The organism is Candidatus Izimaplasma bacterium HR1 (assembly GCA_000755705.1).
Taxonomy (GTDB): Bacteria; Bacillota_I; Bacilli_A; order Izemoplasmatales; family Izemoplasmataceae; genus Xianfuyuplasma.
The window spans coordinates 315,276-335,162 of the sequence record CP009415.1; the positions used below are offsets into that span (position 1 = coordinate 315,276).

A 19,887-nucleotide genomic window follows, 5' to 3' on the forward strand; every position below is an offset into this window, starting at 1 on the left:
TAACAAATGAATTTTTCTAAAGCAATACAATTTTTAAGAATTTAATCCTTGTATTGATCCTCGTATGTATCCATGTACTCGTTGTATTTGTCTTCATCGAAGTCTTCAAACTCTTCAAACACTTCTTCTTCGTAAGTTTCAACTACTTCAGATTTACCTGATTCATCAGTAACAGGTACTGCAGCTTTTTTATCATCTGGTTTAGCAACTGATTCAACAACCGGTTCTATAACTGGTTCTACTGTTTTTTCAATTACTGGCTCCACTACTTTTTCAATTACTGGTTCTACTACTTTTTCAATTACTGGTTCTACTACTTCTACTACTTTGGCTTTGGCTTTAGGCTTAGCTTTCGTTTTTGTTTTAGTAGCTTTTTTAGGTTTTGGTGCAGGTTTGTATTCATCAGGTAAGTCAACCTTAGTATATTCTTTATAGAATGAACCGTCTTTTTCCCATAGTTCTATTTTCTGATTAGCTTTTAAATCCCATTGATTATCCCCTGTGTATACAAATTTAGCTGATGTAGTTAAATCAGTATAAAATTTAGTAACGGCATCTGCTTTAGCATCCTCGCTAAATTTTTGGCCCTTTGTTACTTTATCAAACAATTGATATAAATTATAGGGTTTCTTCTCTACCTCTAACAACTCGACAGCTGCATCAATTAATGATTTTTGTGCTTTCATAATAATTCCTCCTTAAGACAGGTATATTCTAATATTATTTCTGTTTCATTTACTAATTCTTTATCTTGATATAAATCATATTGTATATAGAGATGTCCATCTTTTCTTACAATTCGATTTGTTTTTATTTCAAATACAAATTCATATCCTGATGATGTGTATTCACCCTTAGTTGTATGTTGCATATCAAATTTAAATTTCATATCAATATTACCTTTTTTGTAATACTGGATATTATCTTCATGAAAAATGATATAATTAATATTTTTCTCATTATCAATAAATTTAATCCGATTGTTTGAATATTCGCCGTTTATTACGAATGAATTGTCAGTATCCAGCGATTTAATTTGAAAATCTACTCTTATCTTCTTCATATTATCACCAAACCGCCTCAATTATAACAATTTAGATTAGTTTAAAAATAATTAACGCTACACTATTATATATTAAAGTGTATTTTCTTTCAAGAAAAAAATAAAAGGATTGCTCCTTTTATTCTTTATTTAGTAAGATAATTGTGAATATAGTTCTTTACTTCTAATAGATGTTAATCATTAAACTCGTAATCTAGTTCTTCATTATAGTAATATTCTTGAACTACATTTATTACAATATTATTACAATGATCACCGATTCTCTCAATATTAGAAAGAATATCTACATACATCTCATCTTGTGTTTCACTTGATTGGCGATTGTTTATTCTCATAATGTGACGTTTACGGTTTTTGATAACTAATCTATTTATTACGTCTTCTCGATCCATAACACGTTTTGAAGTCTCTTTGCTTTGGGTATCGAATGCTTCAACTGTTAATTCAAGTGTTTCTTTAACAACAGCATATAGTTTCTCTAACTCTTTTCTTGCTTCAGGACTAAGTTCAACTTTGTCCTCATGTCTCATTTCGAAAAATTGATACAAGTTTGTACAATGATCTCCAATTCTTTCAAAGTCACGAATTGTATCTACATATGCCGCTTGATTACTTGAACCTGTTTTGTCCAAATCTGCTTGTGATATCTTTACAAGATAATCATGAGCTTTTTTATCAATTGTATCTAACATTTCTTCTATCTGCATACCATTTTCGAAGTACTTTTTATTATTATCAAATGAGTATTTTAATACTCCGTCAAACATTTGTTGTGCCACTTTACCCATGTTTATTACTACCATTTTAGCGCTTTCTAAGGCCAAAATAGGCGCTTCTTGAATTAATTTATCATCTAAGCTGTCAACGTCTACTTCAATTAATCCATCTTCACCTCGTACTAAGAATTTAACTAACCAAACAAGTTGGTTGATAAACCAGAACATAATAAATGTATTAACTATATTGAATCCCATATGTGCAAAACTTATTGTCATTTCAGGGTTATTGTTATGTAGTATTGTTATTTCTAAGTATGCAATTAGTTTAGTGTATGGTACTAAAAATAACATAAACATTAAACTACCTATTAAGTTAAATAGTACATGAGCTGCCGCTGTTCTTTTTGCTGCAATACTTCCACCTAAAGATGCTAATACAGCAGTAACTGTTGTTCCAATATTATTACCAAATAGTATTGCTACAGCTCCGATTAATTCCATTGAGCCTGTACTATATAAACTTTGAAGGATACCAATTGTTGCACTACTTGATTGTACAAGCGCAGTAGTTCCTGCTCCAGCCATTAATCCTAAGAAAGGAGTGTCTCCTACTGCAGATAACATAGCCTTAAATTGATCAAGTTTAGCTAATTGTTTTAAAGCTCCACCCATTTCATCCAATCCATAGAATAACATCCCAAATCCAAGTAAAACTCCACCAAGTTGTTTATATCTTTTACGTTGTGTAAAGAATATTAAAAATGCACCAGCAGCCATAATTGGTAAAGCGTATTCTTTTATTTTCAGACCTAATAAGAACGAAGTAACTGTTGTTCCGATATTAGCTCCAATAATAATACCTACTGCTTGTGGTAAAGTCATTAAACCCGCTCTTACTAATCCTACGGTTAAAGCTGTAGTCCCAGAAGATGATTGAATAAGTCCTGTAATTATAATCCCCACTAATATACCTTTTATCGGTGTATTAGTTGTTTTCTCAATAATTAATTTAAGTTTATTTCCTGCAAGTGCCTTTAATGAATCTCCCATTAAATTAATCCCGTATAGAAATATCCCCAATCCTCCTAAAATAGAAAAGAAAGTTGTTTTCCAGTCAATCTCTGGAATTTGCTCCTCTAAAATTTGAGCATAAAAATAACCAACTACAACTAATATAGCTATAATAGTTACCCAAATATATGCCTTATATTTTCCCAAAAATTCCCTAACCACACCATGTGCTCTTTTAATTTTTGTCATAATTTCCTCCTAATGTATACTCAATAGAAATATAACATACTATTTCTATTATTGAAATAGATTATTTTTAATTTATTTATCTTTACATTTACACAAAAAAAAGAAGAACTATAATAGTCCTTCTCTATATTTTTTAGCTAATAAATCACAGTCATTAATCAGTTGCTCAGTACGATCCCAAGTACCTAAATTAGCACCACAAGCCAGTCTGTGTCCTCCACCATCATACTTGTTTGCTAACTCATTAATTGCAGGACCTTTAGATCTCATTCTACATCTAACTATTCCCTCTTCATACTCAGCAAATAGTAACCAAATTGGATAATCTTCAATTACACCCATTTCATTTACCAATGAACTAGCATTTTCTAGAGTAACTTCAAACTCCTCTAAATATTCTGGTAATATTTTAAAATAAACAACTCCATTTGGAGTTTTTTTATAATTTTGTAGTAAGAATCCTTTGAACCTTAACATATTCTCTTCTTTTGTATCTAGATATTGATAAATTGGTTTAGTGACTAATCCGTTATCAAATAATACAGCAACATTTCTGAAAGTGTCTCCATTAACACCATCATATTTGAATCTACCTGTATCAGTTAGTATTCCAAAATAAAGTGCTTTAGCTCCATCCTCTGTCATTTTTAGTTTGTCTTGGAATTCCATAAACAAATCTAAAATAATCAAGGCAGCAGCAGGTCTAGTAGTGTCTACGTAGTCTATATCCCCATACTCTTCTACTAATATGTGATGATCTATCTTAATTAGCATATCGCAGTCTTTGTATCTTTGTTCTGCTAATCTATCCTTATTAGCTGTATCTAGAGCTATACCAAGAGCTCCTTTAAAATTATCGTCATCTAATTGTTCAGGTGTTCCAAGAAATGAAGTGAAAACACTAGTTTCTCCGGCTACTTTTACAATTTTGTTAGGCCATGTTGTTTCGATTATATTTTTTAGTCCAAACGAACTACCTATACAGTCCCCATCAGGACGTGCATGTGGAAAGATAATTATTTTATTATAATCTTCTATCTTTCCATAAATATCTTTCAGTTTACTTCTATTCATTATTTACTCCTCCAGAGAAATCATCTAAATCTTTTAGTACCTTTTCTACTTCATCTAATGACGATAACGAACATCCACAAGCAAGAGCATGTCCTCCACCACCGTATTTACGGGCAATATGTACAATTGATTCTTTACCACTACGTAATTCAACTAATACATTACCATCGTCTTCTTCTGTAAAATTAGCCCATATATTAATATTTCTAATACTACTCATTTGGTTTACCATAGCTCTTGAAACAGTAAACGTGGTTACCCCAAACATGTCTTTTACGGTTTTATCATTCTTCATATAAGCAACATTGTTTTCAGTTATTTTAAAGTTATTAATAAAGTAACCTTTTAATTTCTTAAAATTTAATTCTTCAGTGTATAACTTGTCATATATCCAATCTAAATCAGCACCCTGTCTAACTAAATAAGCAGCTGTTTCAAGAGTTTCAGCTGATGTTTTTGGATAAACAAATCTTCCACTATCAGTTACTATACCTGTTAAAAACCTTGTAGCTGCCAATTCATCGAAAATACAGTCATTCTCAATAAAAACACTTGCAAGTAAGCCAGCACAAGCAATGTGATCTGATTCTATAATACTTATACATTTAAAATCTGGTTCATTTAAATGATGATCTACAACTAATATCTCATCTGCTTTTAAGTATCGTTTATCACTAATTAATCGATGCACACAAACATCAACAACAATGGCCAAAGATCCATAATAATAATCATCAGGTATTATATCCATATGTCCTAGGAAATTAAAAGTATTTTCATCTCCAACAGCATACACTTCTTTGTCCGGATAATTAAGTTCAATAAGTCTTTTTAATCCCATTTGTGAGCCATAAGCGTCACCATCAGGATTCTTGTGTCGATGTATTATAATTCGGTTATATTTGTGAATTAAGGATTTTACTATATCATACATATTTTCACCTCTAAAAATAACATTACATTATACCATATTTATAATTTTATACCTACAAAATGCACCAAAAAAATAGATAAATTAGTACAGTTTTTAAATATTGAGAATCAATTAATAAAACTGAGCTTAAAACGACTATTTTCTTTTTTGACTTTTAAAATTATTAACTCGTAGTTAAACTTTAAGAATATGTAATTTGAATTACTGAAGTGCACTTTAGTTATGATTGATGATTCAAAAAGGCTGTGTTATAATGATATACGAAATAGGAGGTATATCATGAATATATATCAAAAAGTGTTTGCAATTACTTGTGCAGCAGCTATAGTAATACTTTCATTATATTACATATTTAGTGAAGGATTTGAAGTTAAACTTCTACTGTTTATCATTTTGGCTATGTTTGCCTTAGTTGGAATAATTGTAGGTTCTGTACTCGAGAAAAGAAAGTAGAAAAAAGCACTATCATTTATGATAGTGCTTTTTATTATGAGAATACATCAAAAGTATCAAAAGGTAATTCAAGATAGGATATATACATATTCAATATATTTTCTAACTTAAGTTGATCTGCACTGCTTTCTGTAATGTTGCCTAAGTATCCCGGTAAGGCAATTTGTTAGCTCCATTTTGTAACCCGACATATTTACCATCAAATGACTTAGCATTTTCAAGACCATCACCATTACCTAATCTTAAGTAACTAGNGTCTCCACTATATAAAGTTGCCCAAGGTGCAGTAATTGCAATTAATTCACCAGTTTGATAATCATTTCTATCAAATGTAGCCCAATCCATTGCAACAGCATCAGTTAATTCTAAGTTTAATGCATTTCCTTCAGAAACAANCATAAACACAAATACATCTCTAAGTTTGATAACCTCGTAACTAGCATTGTAGAATCCTTCTAAATTAAGGATTTTACTATATCATACATATTTTCACCTCTAAAAATAACATTACATTATACCATATTTATAATTTTATACCTACAAAATGCACCAAAAAAATAGATAAATTAGTACAGTTTTTAAATATTGAGAATCAATTAATAAAACTGAGCTTAAAACGACTATTTTCTTTGTCTCAAAACTAACTGATTTGGAGTAAAAAAAAACACCACTTTGAAAGTGGCGTTTTAATTATATTAAATTGAAATTATATTTAAGGTGTTACAACAATAAAGTCATCGCTTAATATGATAAATTTATTGTAAGAACTAGTTGTATCATAAATTAATACATAAATAGTTACGTCAGCATATTCAGTTGAAGTTTGTCCACCGTCAAATATATCAGCTAAAGTACCCGTTAAGTTCAATTCGTTAGCTCCATTTTGTAACCCGACATATTTACCATCAAATGACTTAGCATTTTCAAGACCATCACCATTACCTAATCTTAAGTAACTAGTGTCTCCACTATATAAAGTTGCCCAAGGTGCAGTAATTGCAATTAATTCACCAGTTTGATAATCATTTCTATCAAATGTAGCCCAATCCATTGCAACAGCATCAGTTAATTCTAAGTTTAATGCATTTCCTTCAGAAACAAACATAAACACAAATACATCTCTAAGTTTGATAACCTCGTAACTAGCATTGTAGAATCCTTCTAAATTAAGTTCTTGTCCAACTTCAACTTCGTTATCAAAATCTTCAACAACTAAGAATTTTCCACTTACAGTATCTTGAATAACATATCCATCATCAGTTAATCCAGCGACAACACCAGTAACATATACATGTGTATAATCTCCAAAGTAATCACTATATCCTGCAGCATATACTTCAGCAACAGTCATTGCATCTGTAGGACTAGCTACAACAGTAACTGTATAAACTTCATCAACAGCAGCATCTGAACCAATAACTATTGAAGCTGTTAAATCACCTTCAACATTATCTTCACCAGCAACAGGTCTTGTTACATTACCTTCTGCATCCATTGCAGTATTTGCTGAAACCCAAGTAATAGCGGCATCAAATGTAGGTAAGTAAGTTAATAAGTTAACATCTAATACGATAAATTCTTCTAATGCAATCATTCCTTTTACGATATCAAGTCTATCTGCATTAGTTAAACCTGGGAACGCAACTGGAACAATACGAGCTTCGTCATAATGTACATCATATAATACGAACGAAATTTCAATCATATCTGATCCATCTAAGTAAGTTTCCATTGTAGGGAACCAATCTGTATCCATTTTGATTCTTACATTATTATCTGCATCATCACCATCTACATATGCCTCAAAGAAGTAATATCCAAAGTCTTCTTCTAAGAATTTTAAAGTCATAGTAAATGAATCTGAATGCATTGTATTAATTGCAGCAGCTAATTCAGCAGCAGTTGTAGTTGTATTGTAAGTTAAAGCATTTCCTGTAGAAACAGTTTTTACAAGAACACCACGTGTTAACTGTTTAAGAGCATTTCCATAACTAGAAAAAGTAGCTAATTCACCTTGAATCCATACTTTATCTCCAACTTTTACATCTAATTTAGTATAGATAAACATAGCTGTACCATCAGCATCTTGAACGAATGGATTACCATATCTAAGACCAGAAACAATAGCTTCAACAATGACAGTTTCTCCATCTTCCATAGCGATTACTTCAGCTACAGTGTTTGTAGTAAGAGTGTCAGCATCAGCAACAGTTACAGTATAAGTTTTATGTGCAGAAACATCACCAACAGTAGCAGTTACAGTTAATTCTACATCTGCAGTTGCACCAACAGGAAGAGTTACAGTACCATCATTAGCAATAACTACTTCATTTGATGAAGTCCATACTAATTCAATTGGCATATTTGCTTCTTCTGTATCATCATATTTTGTAACAAAATCACTATCAGTAGGTAAATCTAAACTAGCAACAACTTCATCACCAAGTGAATTGAAGAACAAATCATTATAAGCAACAGCTAATTTAGCTCTTTCAGCATCAGTATAAATTGTAGCTTCATTTACTTCACCAGTAGAGTTAACTGTTAATCTAAATGAACCATAGCTATAATCTTTAAGGATAAAGTCTAATTCAACTTTTTTTCCTTCTAAAGCTTTGACAGCAGCAAGTTTTGCATCGTCATATGATTTATAATAGATTTCCATTTGTCTTAAATTTAAATCTTGATCAAACCATGATAAGTATGCATTATCATAATCACCTTGGACTACGATTACACCTTCAGCATTGAACATATCATGATACCAATCTGTAGTATCAGGATCTTGTGCAAAGATTTCTCCAATAGTAGTTTCTGTAAAATTAGGAAGAGCATTTCCAGTTGAATTTACAACTGTACTTTGAATTTCAACTAATTCAGAACCATTATTATAGATTCCTTTTTCACCCATTACAGTAACTTCATCACCGATAGAAACTGTAGGATCTTGGAATTCATTAACATAAGTGAATCCAGTTCCATCATAGATTTCATAACCGTAAGTTTTAACAAGTCCAACAACGATACCTGTTAATTCTACAACATCTCCAACAGCAGTAGCTGAACTTTCAAATACAGCAGCAGTTACAGCAACAGATGGAACAGCAGCTAATACTTTGAATGTAAATTCTTTAGTAGTAGTTTCTTTTCCAATTGTAAAAGTTGCAGTTAATATAACTGTAACGTCATCTGAACCAATAGCAGGTCTAGTAACTACACCAGCAGCTGAGATAGCAGCGTTATCAGATTCCCATGAAATTGTAGATTCATGTAACCCTTCAGTAGGTAACGTAATATCTGAAGTAACAGCAGTAGGATCTGAAACTTCTAAAGATAATTTTTGTGCAGCATCAGCAACATTAGTAGCAGCTTCTTGATCTGTACAAGATGCTAATGTTAAACCTAATGTGAATACTAACAATAAAGTTAATACTTTCTTCATTTTTTTTAAATCTCCTTCACCTTTTTATTTTTTTACAACTGTGTCTAAACTTGACATTTCCAGTTGATATTGCCCATTGTAACGGCTTAAACCACCAGCCGTGTCAATTACACTTCCAACAGATAACATTGAATCAATTAATGATTGTTCAACACTACTCGAGATGTGTAATCCTATTTCATTTCCTAAACTATCTTCACATGTAATTGTATAATCTCCTGTATTTGGGCTTGTATAAACCTCAGTTACAGTAACGTTTTCTACCTTTACAAATGATCCTAAATCAATAACTTCTATATCAGGTACAGCAATAATTCTAGGAACAATTTCATTTCCTTCAGAAATGAGTTCAACATTTCTCTTGTAAACCCCAACAAGTTGAGGACTACCAGTTTCTTGGTCTGGATAGAATGTTAAGTCTAATCCAGAGATAGTAATTTTATTTCCAGGTGCAATTTTATATGAGTTTTCTAACAAGTAAATATAGATACCATATCCACTCTCATCAACTAAGTATGGACTATTTCCAACTTCATAGGCTACCGTTCCGGTAATCTCAATCTTTCTACCAATATAGTTATCCATATTAGTAATTAATTCTCCTACTGTAATTGGTGCACCTTCTAAACTGTAATCGTAATCTGGATCTATTTCTCCCCAGTAACGTTTGTCAGTTTCTATAGCTGCAAATTCTGCGTTATAGAATATATCCTCATATTTTGTTCCTGAAACTCCTTTAGAATTACTGAAAGCTTGTTCAATAAGTTCTAGATTTAATAATCTACCATCATACCAAACCCATGCTAAGTATCGACCATAGCCGTCTTGCATTTCGTCTCCAGCTTCTAAAACAATTGTTGTAGCATTTGTTAATTTATCACAAGTATAAGCACTTGCAGCCTTACCCCAAGGATCAATTCTATAAGTTGATTCAGGAGTATCTATACCTAAGAATCTTACTGCGAACTGCTGTGAACCTGTTGAAAATGTTGCAGTATCTCCGTCAGTACATTTAACTAGTGTAACTTCTCCGACACGATCAGTTAGAAAGTTTTTACCTTCATAAGTAAAATCCATCTCCAAGGCATCGGTATAATCTGTATTTAATTCTTTGTCTTCTGGGTCTGTATTACATCCTGTAAGTACAAGTAGTAAAACAGCAATAATTAACCCTAATTTGATTCTCATATAAACACAACTACCAAGTTAATTGGTTAATCATTTCTTGAACTGCATCAATAATAGTTTGTGGTTTATCATATGTGTCAGGCAACATTGTTTTAGCGTAGATTGTTTCTATCGCATAGCCAGCTTCTTCTCGTACTTTTGCTGATGAGATTTTACCAATACCAGCGAATGCTGGATCGTAATTATTAAAGCTCATTTGTGCATAAGCAGCGTTAGCAGAAATTGCTTCATAGATATAATCTAAGTCAGTTCCAGCTAAGAAATCTTGGAATGTATCACTGTTATAACCTGATAGAGTTACAGGTAAATATCCAGTATCGATAGCCCATTTTGCAGTGTTTTCTGTACTAGTTAAGTGTTTAATTAATAACCAAGAAGCTAATCTTTCGTAATCGTCTCCACTTTCCATAACAGCGATGTTTGGCCCTTGTTGCATAGCGCTTTGAGTTTTACCATCGAATTGAGGGATTGGTAAGATTCCAATTTCAAATTGATCTGCAGGTTCTAATCTATCTAAAGGATTATTATAAGTTAATCCTGCAGTAGAACCAACAGTCATACATACGTCTTCTAATAAGAAGTTTGCAGAACCATAATTTTGTTCCCATTGCATTGGTAATGCTAAGATATTATCTTCCATTAAACCTTGATAATAAGTAAGCATTGCGTTAGTTGTATCATTATCAACTAATACTTCACCATCAGAATTTGTATATCCTGCGTCCCATTGACGACTTGAGTTAATAAATAAGTTTGAAGCTGAATCATAATTGATTAAATATTCACATTGGTTATCTCCAGTACCAACTACTTGATCAGCAATTGTTTCTAAATATTCCCAAGTTATGATTTCATTTGCATCAAATGTAATTCCTAAAGCATCAAATCTAGTTTTGTTATAAACCATCATTTCAGTTGATTTTGAGTATGGCATAGAGTACATACCGTCTGCATATTGTGCATTTTCAGCTACATATGAAGGTTGGTAATCATCTAAATCTACTCCCCAGTCAGCATGTTCGATAAATTTATCTAGAGGAATAATTCCACCTAAATCCATATATTCAGCGAAATGATCAGGATAACCAACAACCACGTCAGGTTTAACTCCACCAGCACTACCTAAAGCTTTTTTAGTTTTAGATAATAAATCTGTGTAGTTCCCTTGTGATTCTGAGTCTACAGTAATATTTGGATAAAGCAATTCGAATTCAGCAATCATTTCATCCAATAAGTCTGATTTTCCTTGTCCATAAGTGTGCCAGAAAGTAATAGTAATTTCCTCTGTACCTAAACTATCCGGAACATTTACTTCAATTGTCTTTTGGTCTCCTCTTGTGTTTAAACAAGCAGTTAATGAGAACGCAAGAACTAAAGTTAAAACTAATGTTAACATTCTTTTCATTTTCTAAAATCCTCCTATTTTTTTATCCTTTAATTCCACTTCTTGAAACACCACGCATGATGTATTTTTTCAAGAATAGGAAAACTAACAATAATGGTATTGTTACGATTAATGCGGCAGCCATTTGTTCATTGAATATTGTACCTAACCCATCTGTATAAGCATTTCTTAATCCATCTGTTACCAACCTAAAATCAGCATTAGATGTTACTAAGTTCGGCCAGATATAGGCATTCCAAGTCCCCATTGCATTTAATATTGTAATAGTTACAATTGTTGGACTTGCGATTGGTACCATAACTCTTCTTAAATACTTAAAATCACTTGTTCCATCAACTTTAGCTGCTAAATAAAGTTCATCTGGAATACTTTTAAATGTTTGTCTTAAGAAGAAAATGTAGAACACACTTGTCATAAACGGGAACGTCATAGCAAGTAGTGCTTGTCCATAAGTCTGAGCTAATTCATCTGCTCCTAGCCATCCAATTCTAGCAACAGTTGAATAGTTAGTAATAACAAATATTTCTCCAGGAATCATCATTGTTGATAAGAATATAACAAACAATAAATCTCTTCCTCTAAAGTTTAATCTTGCAAATGCAAATGAAGCTAAGATAGTAGTTACCAGTGTACCTACAGTTGAAATCATAGCTACAATTACAGTATTCATCATGTTTCTAGCAAATGGTGCTCTTGCAAATGCATTTGTGAAGTTTGAGAAGTTTAAATCTTTAAATGGTAAGAATAATTTTGGTGGGAGTGCAGTTAAATCAGCATCTGATTTTAATGCAGTTAATACCATCCAATAGAATGGAATTATAACGAACAGTGCGAATAAAACTAATCCAGTATATAGTAAAATTGTGAATACTATTGTCTTAATTCTATTTTTTTCACGTTCTTTTTTATCAATAACGTTTGTATTTGTATTTTTTATACTCATAATATCACCCTCCTAGAAATGAACCCTTCTCTTAGATACTTGCATCTGGATTCCTGTGAATGCAAGGGTGATCAAGAATAATAATATAGCCATTGCAGCAGCGGTTCCACCTTGTCCGATTTGCCCAATGTATCCATATATCATCCCAACAACTGTAATTAATTGACGAGGGTTACCTGATGTCCCCATACTAGGTCCAAACATCCCTACAACAGTTGTATATACTTTGAATGCACCAATAAATGAAGTAATTGTAATATAAGCAATCATTGGTGACAGTAAAGGTACTGTAATTTTTGTGAAAATTCTTCCTCGTGGTGCAGCATCAATTCGAGCAGCATCATAATATTGTTTATCAATACTTTGTAAACCACTTAAGAATACTAGAATTTTAAATGCTAGTCCTCCCCAAATTGAATAAATAAGTAAAGACGTCATTGCTCTACCCCATGTTGCTCCTGCTCCTACCCAGTTAATTCCTTCTTCTCCCGCTAATCCGAACCATCCTAAGATAGTATTTAATAATCCATAGTTTTGGTTGAATATGAACGCGAATGCCATCCCTATTGCAATAGCATTAGTTACATATGGTAAGAAGAATATAGTTTGAAATACACCTTGTAGTTTATCAATTGATTTCAATCCTACAGAAATTAATAGAGCTAAAATAATTGAAATTGGTACTGAAACAAATACTATTACAGCTGTATTTCCTAAAGCACTTTGGAAATTCCCATTTTGAACTACATCAATATAATTTTGTAATCCAACGAATCCTGATGTTGACATATCCTCGATAATTACGTCTCCAAAGAATGAAATTAAAAACGCATTAATTAAAGGATAAAATGTAAATACTGTTAATAGTGTTAGCGCAGGCGCTAAATACATCCAGGCCTTTAAGGTACTCTTTCTTTCTAACATTAAAGAACAACCCCAGTATCCTTATCGAAGACATATAGTTTGTGGTCTTTAACTTCAAAATCCACAATATCCCCTGGCTTAACTCTATATTGTGCATCTACGATAGATCTAAATGTTTTATTATCATCAGTCGGATCTTTTATGATTAAAGTTGTATCTCTACCAATAGTTTCAACTTGAAACACTTCTAATTTAAGTGTTCCCGTTTTAACTACATCAAACCCTTCAGGTCTAATTCCAACAACCACTTCTTGATCATCTGATTTAACTTTTCCTATTTCTATATTATTAATAAGAACTTTTCCACCCTTAATTTCACCATCAAATATATTGATTGGTGGAGTACCTAAGAATTTAGCAACAAATAGGTTATCTGGTTTATCATAAACATTTTGAGGTTCCCCAACTTGTTGTTTAACCCCTAGTTCCATTAATACTATTTCATCACTAATACTCATTGCTTCTTCTTGATCATGAGTAACGAAGATAGTAGTTATTCCTGTTTCTCTTTGAATACGTTTAATTTCTTCACGTGTTTGTAAACGTAAACGAGCATCTAAATTTGATAATGGTTCATCAAGTAATAATACTCTTGGTTTTTTAACTAAAGCTCGTGCAATTGCTACACGTTGCTGTTGTCCCCCAGATAATTGTTTTGGTTTACGATCCATAAGTTCACCAATTCCAACTAAATCTGCCATTTCTTGTGCTCTTTCAACAGCTTCTTGTTTTGGAACTTTGATATTTTCAAGTGGGAACATTATATTTTGTCTAACGGTCATATGAGGATATAATGCGTAATTTTGGAAAACTAGTCCTATTCCTCTTTCTTCCGGAGGCATATCAGTTACATCTTCATCTCCAAAAAAAATTCGACCTTCATTTGGGTCTAACAACCCAGCTATCATATAAAGCGTTGTAGATTTACCACACCCTGATGGGCCCAGTAATCCAATCAATTTACCTGATGGGATCACTATATCCAAACCATTTACTGCAACAGTTTCTGTTTTGTCTTTCGCTTGGAATATCTTAGTAACATTCTGTAATTTAATTTCCATCTTATCTCTCCTAAAATATTTATCTTTTTAACAGTACATTATACAATAGATTCAGTTCATTTAAAACTAAATTTTCGAAAATTTGTTAATGTAAATTCTTACATTAAAAGAGGTCAATATTTTGTAAGTTTTTCATAAAAAAAGAACGATAAAAATATCGTTCTCTTTTATCATCCTATTAATGAAAATAAAACATCAAGTGCTCCACTACTTGGAATAATTCCATCTAGTGCGCCACCATCGTAAAGCAAGTATAATCCTACTAGGATCCCTACTACTACAATAATTTTTGACAATTTTTTGATTAGCTCAAACAATCCCATGATTACAATAATAGCTAATACTACTAATGCAATTAATTGAACTACTACATTTAATCCAATAAAGAAATCATACCCACTTTGAATTAAATCCGATAATCCTAAAGTCTCATTTATTAATGTTTCAATCATGTCATAAAACGGAAGTCCCATTACCCATTCATTCATATTTTCCACCTCTTCTACAAATTAATTAAAATTTCTACCTATATTATACCAATAAACATGTGTATATATTATGAATTTTTTGAAATAATTATAATTTTCTTCTACCTTCTAATGCTTTTATAATGGTTATTTCATCTGCATACTCAATATTTCCCCCTGCAGGGATACCGTGGGCAATGCGTGTAACTAAGATATCAGTACTTTCTAAAAGTCTTGAAATGTAGTTAGCTGTTGTTTCTCCCTCATTGTTTAAGTTAGTTGCTAAAATCACTTCTTTTACTTGCTCATTTTGTAATCTTTTTAGTAATGATTTTAAATTTATATCCTCTGGTCCAATTCCATCACTAGGAGATATAACACCATTTAACACATGGTATAACCCATGATATTTATTGGTTCTTTCCATTGCAATTATATCTTTAGCTTCTTCAACTACAATAATTGTTGAATGTGTTCTTGCTTCATCCTTACATATATAACAAGGATCTGTATCAGTGATATTTCCACAAATAGGACATTCGAAAATGTCCTCTTTTATTTTTTGGTATGCTTCGATAATTTCATCTATACTATCGTCATTTAAACGATTCACTGTATATAATGCGTATCTTTCAGCAGTTTTTTTACCCACTCCTGGATATTTACGAAGCGATTCAATTAGTTTATCTATTGCGTCTGGATATTTCATAGTGTTTCACTCCTAAAACAGTCCGGGAATTCCTCCACCAGTAAATTGAGACATTACGCTTTCTGTTTCTTGATCTATTTTTTTAATACAATCATTAACAGCGGCAATAATTGTGTCTTGTAACATTTCGATATCTTCTTTGCTTTCTATTGCTTCCGGATCAATTGCAACGTTTTGCATTCTTTTGTCACCAGTAAATTCTACTGTTACCATTTTTCCTCCAGCTGAACCATAAAAAATTGAAGCTTCTAACTCTTTTTGTGCGCTTACCATATCTTTTTGCATCTTTTGCAACTTTTTCATCATCGACGGATTCATAATTATTCTCCTTTTTTAATTCTTACTGCATCTGAGCCAAAGATGTTAATCGCATCTTTTACGCTATCTGGAGTAAATTCACTTACTTCTTTATTGAATTTTGGCATTTCTTTTAGTGCTGAATGTTCAATTGGAGATAGTGTTATATATTCTCCTTTATTCTCTTTCCACTTTTTAATGAATTCTTGACTTTTTTGTTCCCACACTGCGCTCGGCAATGCCAAGTAATTTAAATTTGATTTATAGAAGTCACTTAATAATTTAACAACTATTCCTTTAACATCAGGAGTCATCATCCTATTACAAAGTGATGCATTTGAATACTGAATAATAATCATATTACCATTAGTAGCTACTAAGCGCCCTGTAGTAATGCTTTTAGCATATGTCATCATACTAGGTTCAACATGTCTTTCGATATCAAACCATTTCTTATTCATTTCAATTTTAGCTTCTCTATTACCATTGTTAAGAACTTCTTCAACATGTCTTATATCATATGTTTTGTATGGTTCTTCAGTAAGCTCTTCTTTTTTCTCAGAATTCACTTCTAAATCAAACAAATTATTCTCTTTATTCTCTTCTTTTTCACTTGATTCTTCTTCTACTTCTTCTTTTGGTTCAGAAACCTCTTTTTTATCATCAATCGTATTACTCGATTCAATAACAGTCTCTTCTACAGAATTAACTATTTCTTCTTTTGGCTCTATTGCGATTTTTGTATATGTTTCCTTAATAGAGTCTACAGTTTCTGACTCCGGTTTTAAAATCTTGATATTGTCAGATTTTAGATTTGTTTTCAAATTCTCAATTTCTTGTCTTAATTCAGATACAACATCTTCAATGACAATCTCTTGCTTTTCAATATGATCTACCATTTTGATTAATGCTAGTTCCATATATAGTTTAGCGTTATTTGTACGTTTCATATCATTTTGAGTTTGATTTAATATATCAATATAAAAGAATATTAGATTATTAGTTATTCTTTCTGATAAATTTATAAACTCATTGTTTGAAAAGATTATTTGATCTTCTTTGTTAGCATTTGTGTTTTTATAGATTAACATATCGCGGTAAAATCTAATTAAATTTTCTACTAAGCGAGGTGCTTCTTTTCCCATAGAAACTAATTCATCAAGGATCTTGATAGCTTCTACTGAGTTATTTACATAGATTGCCTCTGCAATCTCTAATAATTTTTCATTAGAAACCGTTCCTTTAATAGCATGAACATCATCAACAGTAATTTTCTTGTCAGTATACGACTCAACTTGGTCTAAAAGACTAATTGCATCTCTCATACCTCCTTCAGCACTTTCTGAGATTACCTTGATTGCTTCTTTACTAACAGAAATGTTTTCTTCTTCGATAATAGTATTTAAACGAGAAATCATTTCAGGAACACTAACACCTCTAAAATCGAATCTCTGACAACGAGAATGGATTGTAGCAGGAATTTTATGCGGTTCTGTGGTAGCTAAAATAAAGATTACATGTTTAGGTGGTTCTTCTAAAGTTTTTAAAAGTGCATTAAATGCACCAGTACTCAACATATGAACCTCATCGATAATATATACTTTGTATTTACCAACACCTGGTAAATATTTTACTTTATCTCTAATTTCTCTAATTTCATCGACACCATTGTTACTTGCAGCATCAATTTCAATTACATCATTTATTGTGTTTTGATCAATACCTTTACAAATATCACATTCATTACAAGGATTTTCGGCTGGAGCTTTTTCACAGTTAACTGCTTTAGCTATTATTTTAGCTATTGAAGTCTTTCCAGTTCCTCTAGGACCACTAAAAAGATAAGCATGTGCTATCTTATCATTTTTTAATGCATTCTTGAAAGTTCTTGTGATATGTTCTTGTCCTGCAATCTCTTCAAAATTTTGCGGACGATACGTTCTATAAAGTGCTTTATAAGCCATAATTTCTCACTCCAATAATTAAAAATAGGGTACCTCTATTATAAAACAAAAAGACTATATTTGGTAGTCTTTTCATTAATTTACCATCATTTTTTTAACTTCTTTAACTACTATTTCTAGTGCAACATATTCAGTAGTATCTTTCTTAAATTTCTTTTCTAAAAATATGAAGTTTATTTCTTCAGTTTCACCAATTAGATAGATTTGGTAAACTTGATATAATGATTTTTGGAATTTCTCATTTTCTCTTAATCTTCTAAAATCTTCAATACTTAACTCTAATTCTTCATTTACTTTATAAGTCGTTTTTTTTAAGAATTCATCAAATTCTTGATCACTTTTTTTGTCCTTTTGTGGCCAAATTCGATCAAATACAGTATCAAATGCAAACAGTAAAAAAGTAAAGACAATTGGCAAATACACTGCTGATAAAATGAATGATAGTTCCATACCATCTCTACTACTTATGAATATAACATATGCAGAGTAAAGAACTGTTGCTAACATCCAAAATCTTAGATAATGTTTAAAACCTCTTTTATTTTTCATAATAATCACCTAGTAGCATTATACACTAAAAATATAAAATATGATATAATAATTTAGGTGATGAAAATGATGAAAGATACAATCGTAGCAATCTCTACTGCTTTAGGGCAGGGAGCAATTAGTATAGTAAGATTAAGTGGTGATGAATCCATTTCAGTAGTTAACGAATCATTTAAAGGTCCAAACTTAGAAAAAGTGCAGTCTCACACAATCTCTTACGGACACATTTTAGATGAAAATGAAAAGCAAATTGATGAAGTAATGATCAGTGTTTTTAGAGCTCCTCGTTCTTTTACTACTGAAGATATTGTCGAAATTAACTGTCATGGTGGTGTTTTTGTAGCTAATAAAATCTTACAACTAATGATGATAAATGGCGCAAGAAGTGCTAATCCCGGTGAGTTTACTGAACGTGCATTCTTAAATGGTCGCATTGATTTGACACAAGCCGAAGCAGTCATGGAAGTAATTGAAGCTAAGTCAGATATGAGTTTGACTTTAGCTAATAAGGGTTTAGATGGTGTTATTTATAGTTTAGTTTCTGATTTAAGAAGTGATTTACTAAACATCATAGCTAATATCGAAGTAAATATTGATTATCCTGAATATGATGATGTCAAAGTCTTAAGTAATGATGTATTAAAGCCGAGTATTCTTGACTTAATCAAAAATATAAATGGGATTCTTGAAAGAGCTAACTTCGGTAAAATCATTAAGGATGGTATTAAAACAGCAATAATCGGTAGACCTAATGTAGGAAAATCAAGTATCTTAAATGCTCTATTACGTGAAGATAAAGCAATTGTTACTGAGATACAAGGTACAACAAGAGACATTGTTGAAGGAAACATCAATATTGGTGGAATCATTCTAAATTTAATTGATACTGCAGGAATTAGAGAATCGAGTGATGTTGTAGAGAAAATAGGTATAGATAAGGCAAAAGCAAGCATCAAAGAAGCTGAATTAATTCTCTTTGTACTCGACAATAATCAAGCATTAACAAACGAAGATGAACAATTACTTAAACTAACAGAGCATAAAAAACGTATTATTATAATAAATAAGAAGGATTTACAAAATGAGTTAACTCATTCATTTGAAAATAGCATTTCAATTAGTGCTTTACATAAACAAGGAATCGAAGACCTGGAGGAACTGATTAGAAAAATGTTCTTAAGTGGTGAAATTAATCTAACAGATCAAACATACGTTTCTAACGCGAGACACATTGCCAAATTAACTGAAACCCTTAATGCTTTAAAAGAGGGCGTTGCATCAATTAGTGATCAAATGCCCGTTGATATGGTTGAAATAGACCTTAAAAACGCTTGGTTATTACTTGGTGAGATTATTGGCGACACTTCATCAACAAGTCTATTAGATGAATTATTTAGTAAATTCTGTTTAGGTAAATAAAAAAGAAGTAGGAAAC

The 19,887-nt window shown here is 31.6% G+C and carries 18 protein-coding genes; 2 read left to right on the forward strand and 16 right to left on the reverse strand.

Annotation, left to right across the window (positions count from 1 at the left end; translation table 11 throughout):
- Positions 1 to 41: 41 nt before the first annotated feature.
- The 5 genes from rpoE to KQ51_RS01760 all read right to left on the reverse strand — a co-directional run bounded on the left by rpoE (position 42) and on the right by KQ51_RS01760 (position 5,050).
- Positions 42 to 686 carry a DNA-directed RNA polymerase subunit delta gene (gene rpoE / locus KQ51_RS09295; protein ID WP_052609028.1) on the reverse strand — a complete coding sequence of 215 codons (645 nt, stop codon included), beginning with the start codon at positions 684 to 686 and terminating at the stop codon, positions 42 to 44.
- Positions 683 to 1,063 (reverse strand): DUF1934 family protein, encoded by a 381-nt coding sequence (locus KQ51_RS01745; protein WP_038468167.1) that lies wholly within the window; start codon positions 1,061 to 1,063, stop codon positions 683 to 685. The genes rpoE and KQ51_RS01745 overlap by 4 nt, the downstream gene beginning before the upstream one ends.
- 173 nt (positions 1,064 to 1,236) lie before the next feature.
- Positions 1,237 to 3,042, reverse strand: coding sequence for a Na/Pi cotransporter family protein (locus KQ51_RS01750; protein ID WP_052609031.1), 1,806 nt, complete (start codon positions 3,040 to 3,042; stop codon positions 1,237 to 1,239).
- A 108-nt stretch (positions 3,043 to 3,150) separates the two neighbouring features.
- Positions 3,151 to 4,116, reverse strand: a complete 966-nt coding sequence (locus KQ51_RS01755) for a DHH family phosphoesterase (protein ID WP_038468170.1) — start codon at positions 4,114 to 4,116, stop codon at positions 3,151 to 3,153.
- On the reverse strand, positions 4,109 to 5,050 hold the full coding sequence (locus KQ51_RS01760) for a DHH family phosphoesterase (protein ID WP_038468173.1): 942 nt from the start codon (positions 5,048 to 5,050) through the stop codon (positions 4,109 to 4,111). The genes KQ51_RS01755 and KQ51_RS01760 overlap by 8 nt, the downstream gene beginning before the upstream one ends.
- Positions 5,051 to 5,329: 279 nt before the next feature.
- On the opposite strand from KQ51_RS01760, the gene KQ51_RS09730 reads away from it, so the two are divergent.
- The gene (locus KQ51_RS09730; RefSeq protein WP_158497942.1) at positions 5,330 to 5,503 is read left to right on the forward strand and encodes a hypothetical protein; all 174 of its coding nucleotides are present in this window, start codon (positions 5,330 to 5,332) and stop codon (positions 5,501 to 5,503) included.
- 712 nt (positions 5,504 to 6,215) lie between these two features.
- On the opposite strand, the gene KQ51_RS01770 is transcribed toward KQ51_RS09730, so the two are convergent.
- From KQ51_RS01770 to KQ51_RS01820, 11 genes are all read right to left on the reverse strand, one after another.
- Positions 6,216 to 8,945, reverse strand: a complete 2,730-nt coding sequence (locus tag KQ51_RS01770) for an immunoglobulin-like domain-containing protein (RefSeq protein WP_038468178.1) — start codon at positions 8,943 to 8,945, stop codon at positions 6,216 to 6,218.
- A gap of 24 nt (positions 8,946 to 8,969) precedes the next feature.
- Positions 8,970 to 10,133: a thermonuclease family protein gene (locus KQ51_RS09300; protein WP_052609033.1), complete on the reverse strand. Its 1,164-nt coding sequence runs from the start codon at positions 10,131 to 10,133 to the stop codon at positions 8,970 to 8,972.
- A 10-nt stretch (positions 10,134 to 10,143) separates the two neighbouring features.
- Entirely contained in the window at positions 10,144 to 11,538 is a 1,395-nt protein-coding gene (locus KQ51_RS01780; RefSeq protein WP_038468181.1) for an extracellular solute-binding protein, read from the reverse strand.
- Between the two features lie 22 nt (positions 11,539 to 11,560).
- On the reverse strand, positions 11,561 to 12,481 hold the full coding sequence (locus KQ51_RS01785; protein WP_052609035.1) for a carbohydrate ABC transporter permease: 921 nt from the start codon (positions 12,479 to 12,481) through the stop codon (positions 11,561 to 11,563).
- 12 nt (positions 12,482 to 12,493) lie between these two features.
- The gene (locus KQ51_RS01790) at positions 12,494 to 13,405 is read right to left on the reverse strand and encodes a carbohydrate ABC transporter permease (protein WP_038468183.1); all 912 of its coding nucleotides are present in this window, start codon (positions 13,403 to 13,405) and stop codon (positions 12,494 to 12,496) included.
- On the reverse strand, positions 13,405 to 14,466 hold the full coding sequence (locus tag KQ51_RS01795; RefSeq protein ID WP_038468186.1) for an ABC transporter ATP-binding protein: 1,062 nt from the start codon (positions 14,464 to 14,466) through the stop codon (positions 13,405 to 13,407). The genes KQ51_RS01790 and KQ51_RS01795 overlap by 1 nt, the downstream gene beginning before the upstream one ends.
- A 170-nt stretch (positions 14,467 to 14,636) precedes the next feature.
- On the reverse strand, positions 14,637 to 14,954 hold the full coding sequence (locus KQ51_RS01800) for a hypothetical protein (RefSeq protein ID WP_038468189.1): 318 nt from the start codon (positions 14,952 to 14,954) through the stop codon (positions 14,637 to 14,639).
- A gap of 88 nt (positions 14,955 to 15,042) precedes the next feature.
- Entirely contained in the window at positions 15,043 to 15,642 is a 600-nt protein-coding gene (gene recR / locus KQ51_RS01805; protein WP_038468193.1) for a recombination mediator RecR, read from the reverse strand.
- A gap of 12 nt (positions 15,643 to 15,654) precedes the next feature.
- Positions 15,655 to 15,960 carry a YbaB/EbfC family nucleoid-associated protein gene (locus tag KQ51_RS01810; RefSeq protein ID WP_038468196.1) on the reverse strand — a complete coding sequence of 102 codons (306 nt, stop codon included), beginning with the start codon at positions 15,958 to 15,960 and terminating at the stop codon, positions 15,655 to 15,657.
- A 2-nt stretch (positions 15,961 to 15,962) separates the two neighbouring features.
- Positions 15,963 to 17,903: a DNA polymerase III subunit gamma/tau gene (gene dnaX, locus KQ51_RS09305; protein WP_052609037.1), complete on the reverse strand. Its 1,941-nt coding sequence runs from the start codon at positions 17,901 to 17,903 to the stop codon at positions 15,963 to 15,965.
- A gap of 75 nt (positions 17,904 to 17,978) precedes the next feature.
- Positions 17,979 to 18,452, reverse strand: a complete 474-nt coding sequence (locus KQ51_RS01820; protein ID WP_038468197.1) for a hypothetical protein — start codon at positions 18,450 to 18,452, stop codon at positions 17,979 to 17,981.
- A gap of 66 nt (positions 18,453 to 18,518) precedes the next feature.
- On the opposite strand from KQ51_RS01820, the gene mnmE reads away from it, so the two are divergent.
- On the forward strand, positions 18,519 to 19,871 hold the full coding sequence (gene mnmE, locus KQ51_RS01825; RefSeq protein WP_038468200.1) for a tRNA uridine-5-carboxymethylaminomethyl(34) synthesis GTPase MnmE: 1,353 nt from the start codon (positions 18,519 to 18,521) through the stop codon (positions 19,869 to 19,871).
- The last annotated feature ends 16 nt before the right edge of the window (positions 19,872 to 19,887 follow it).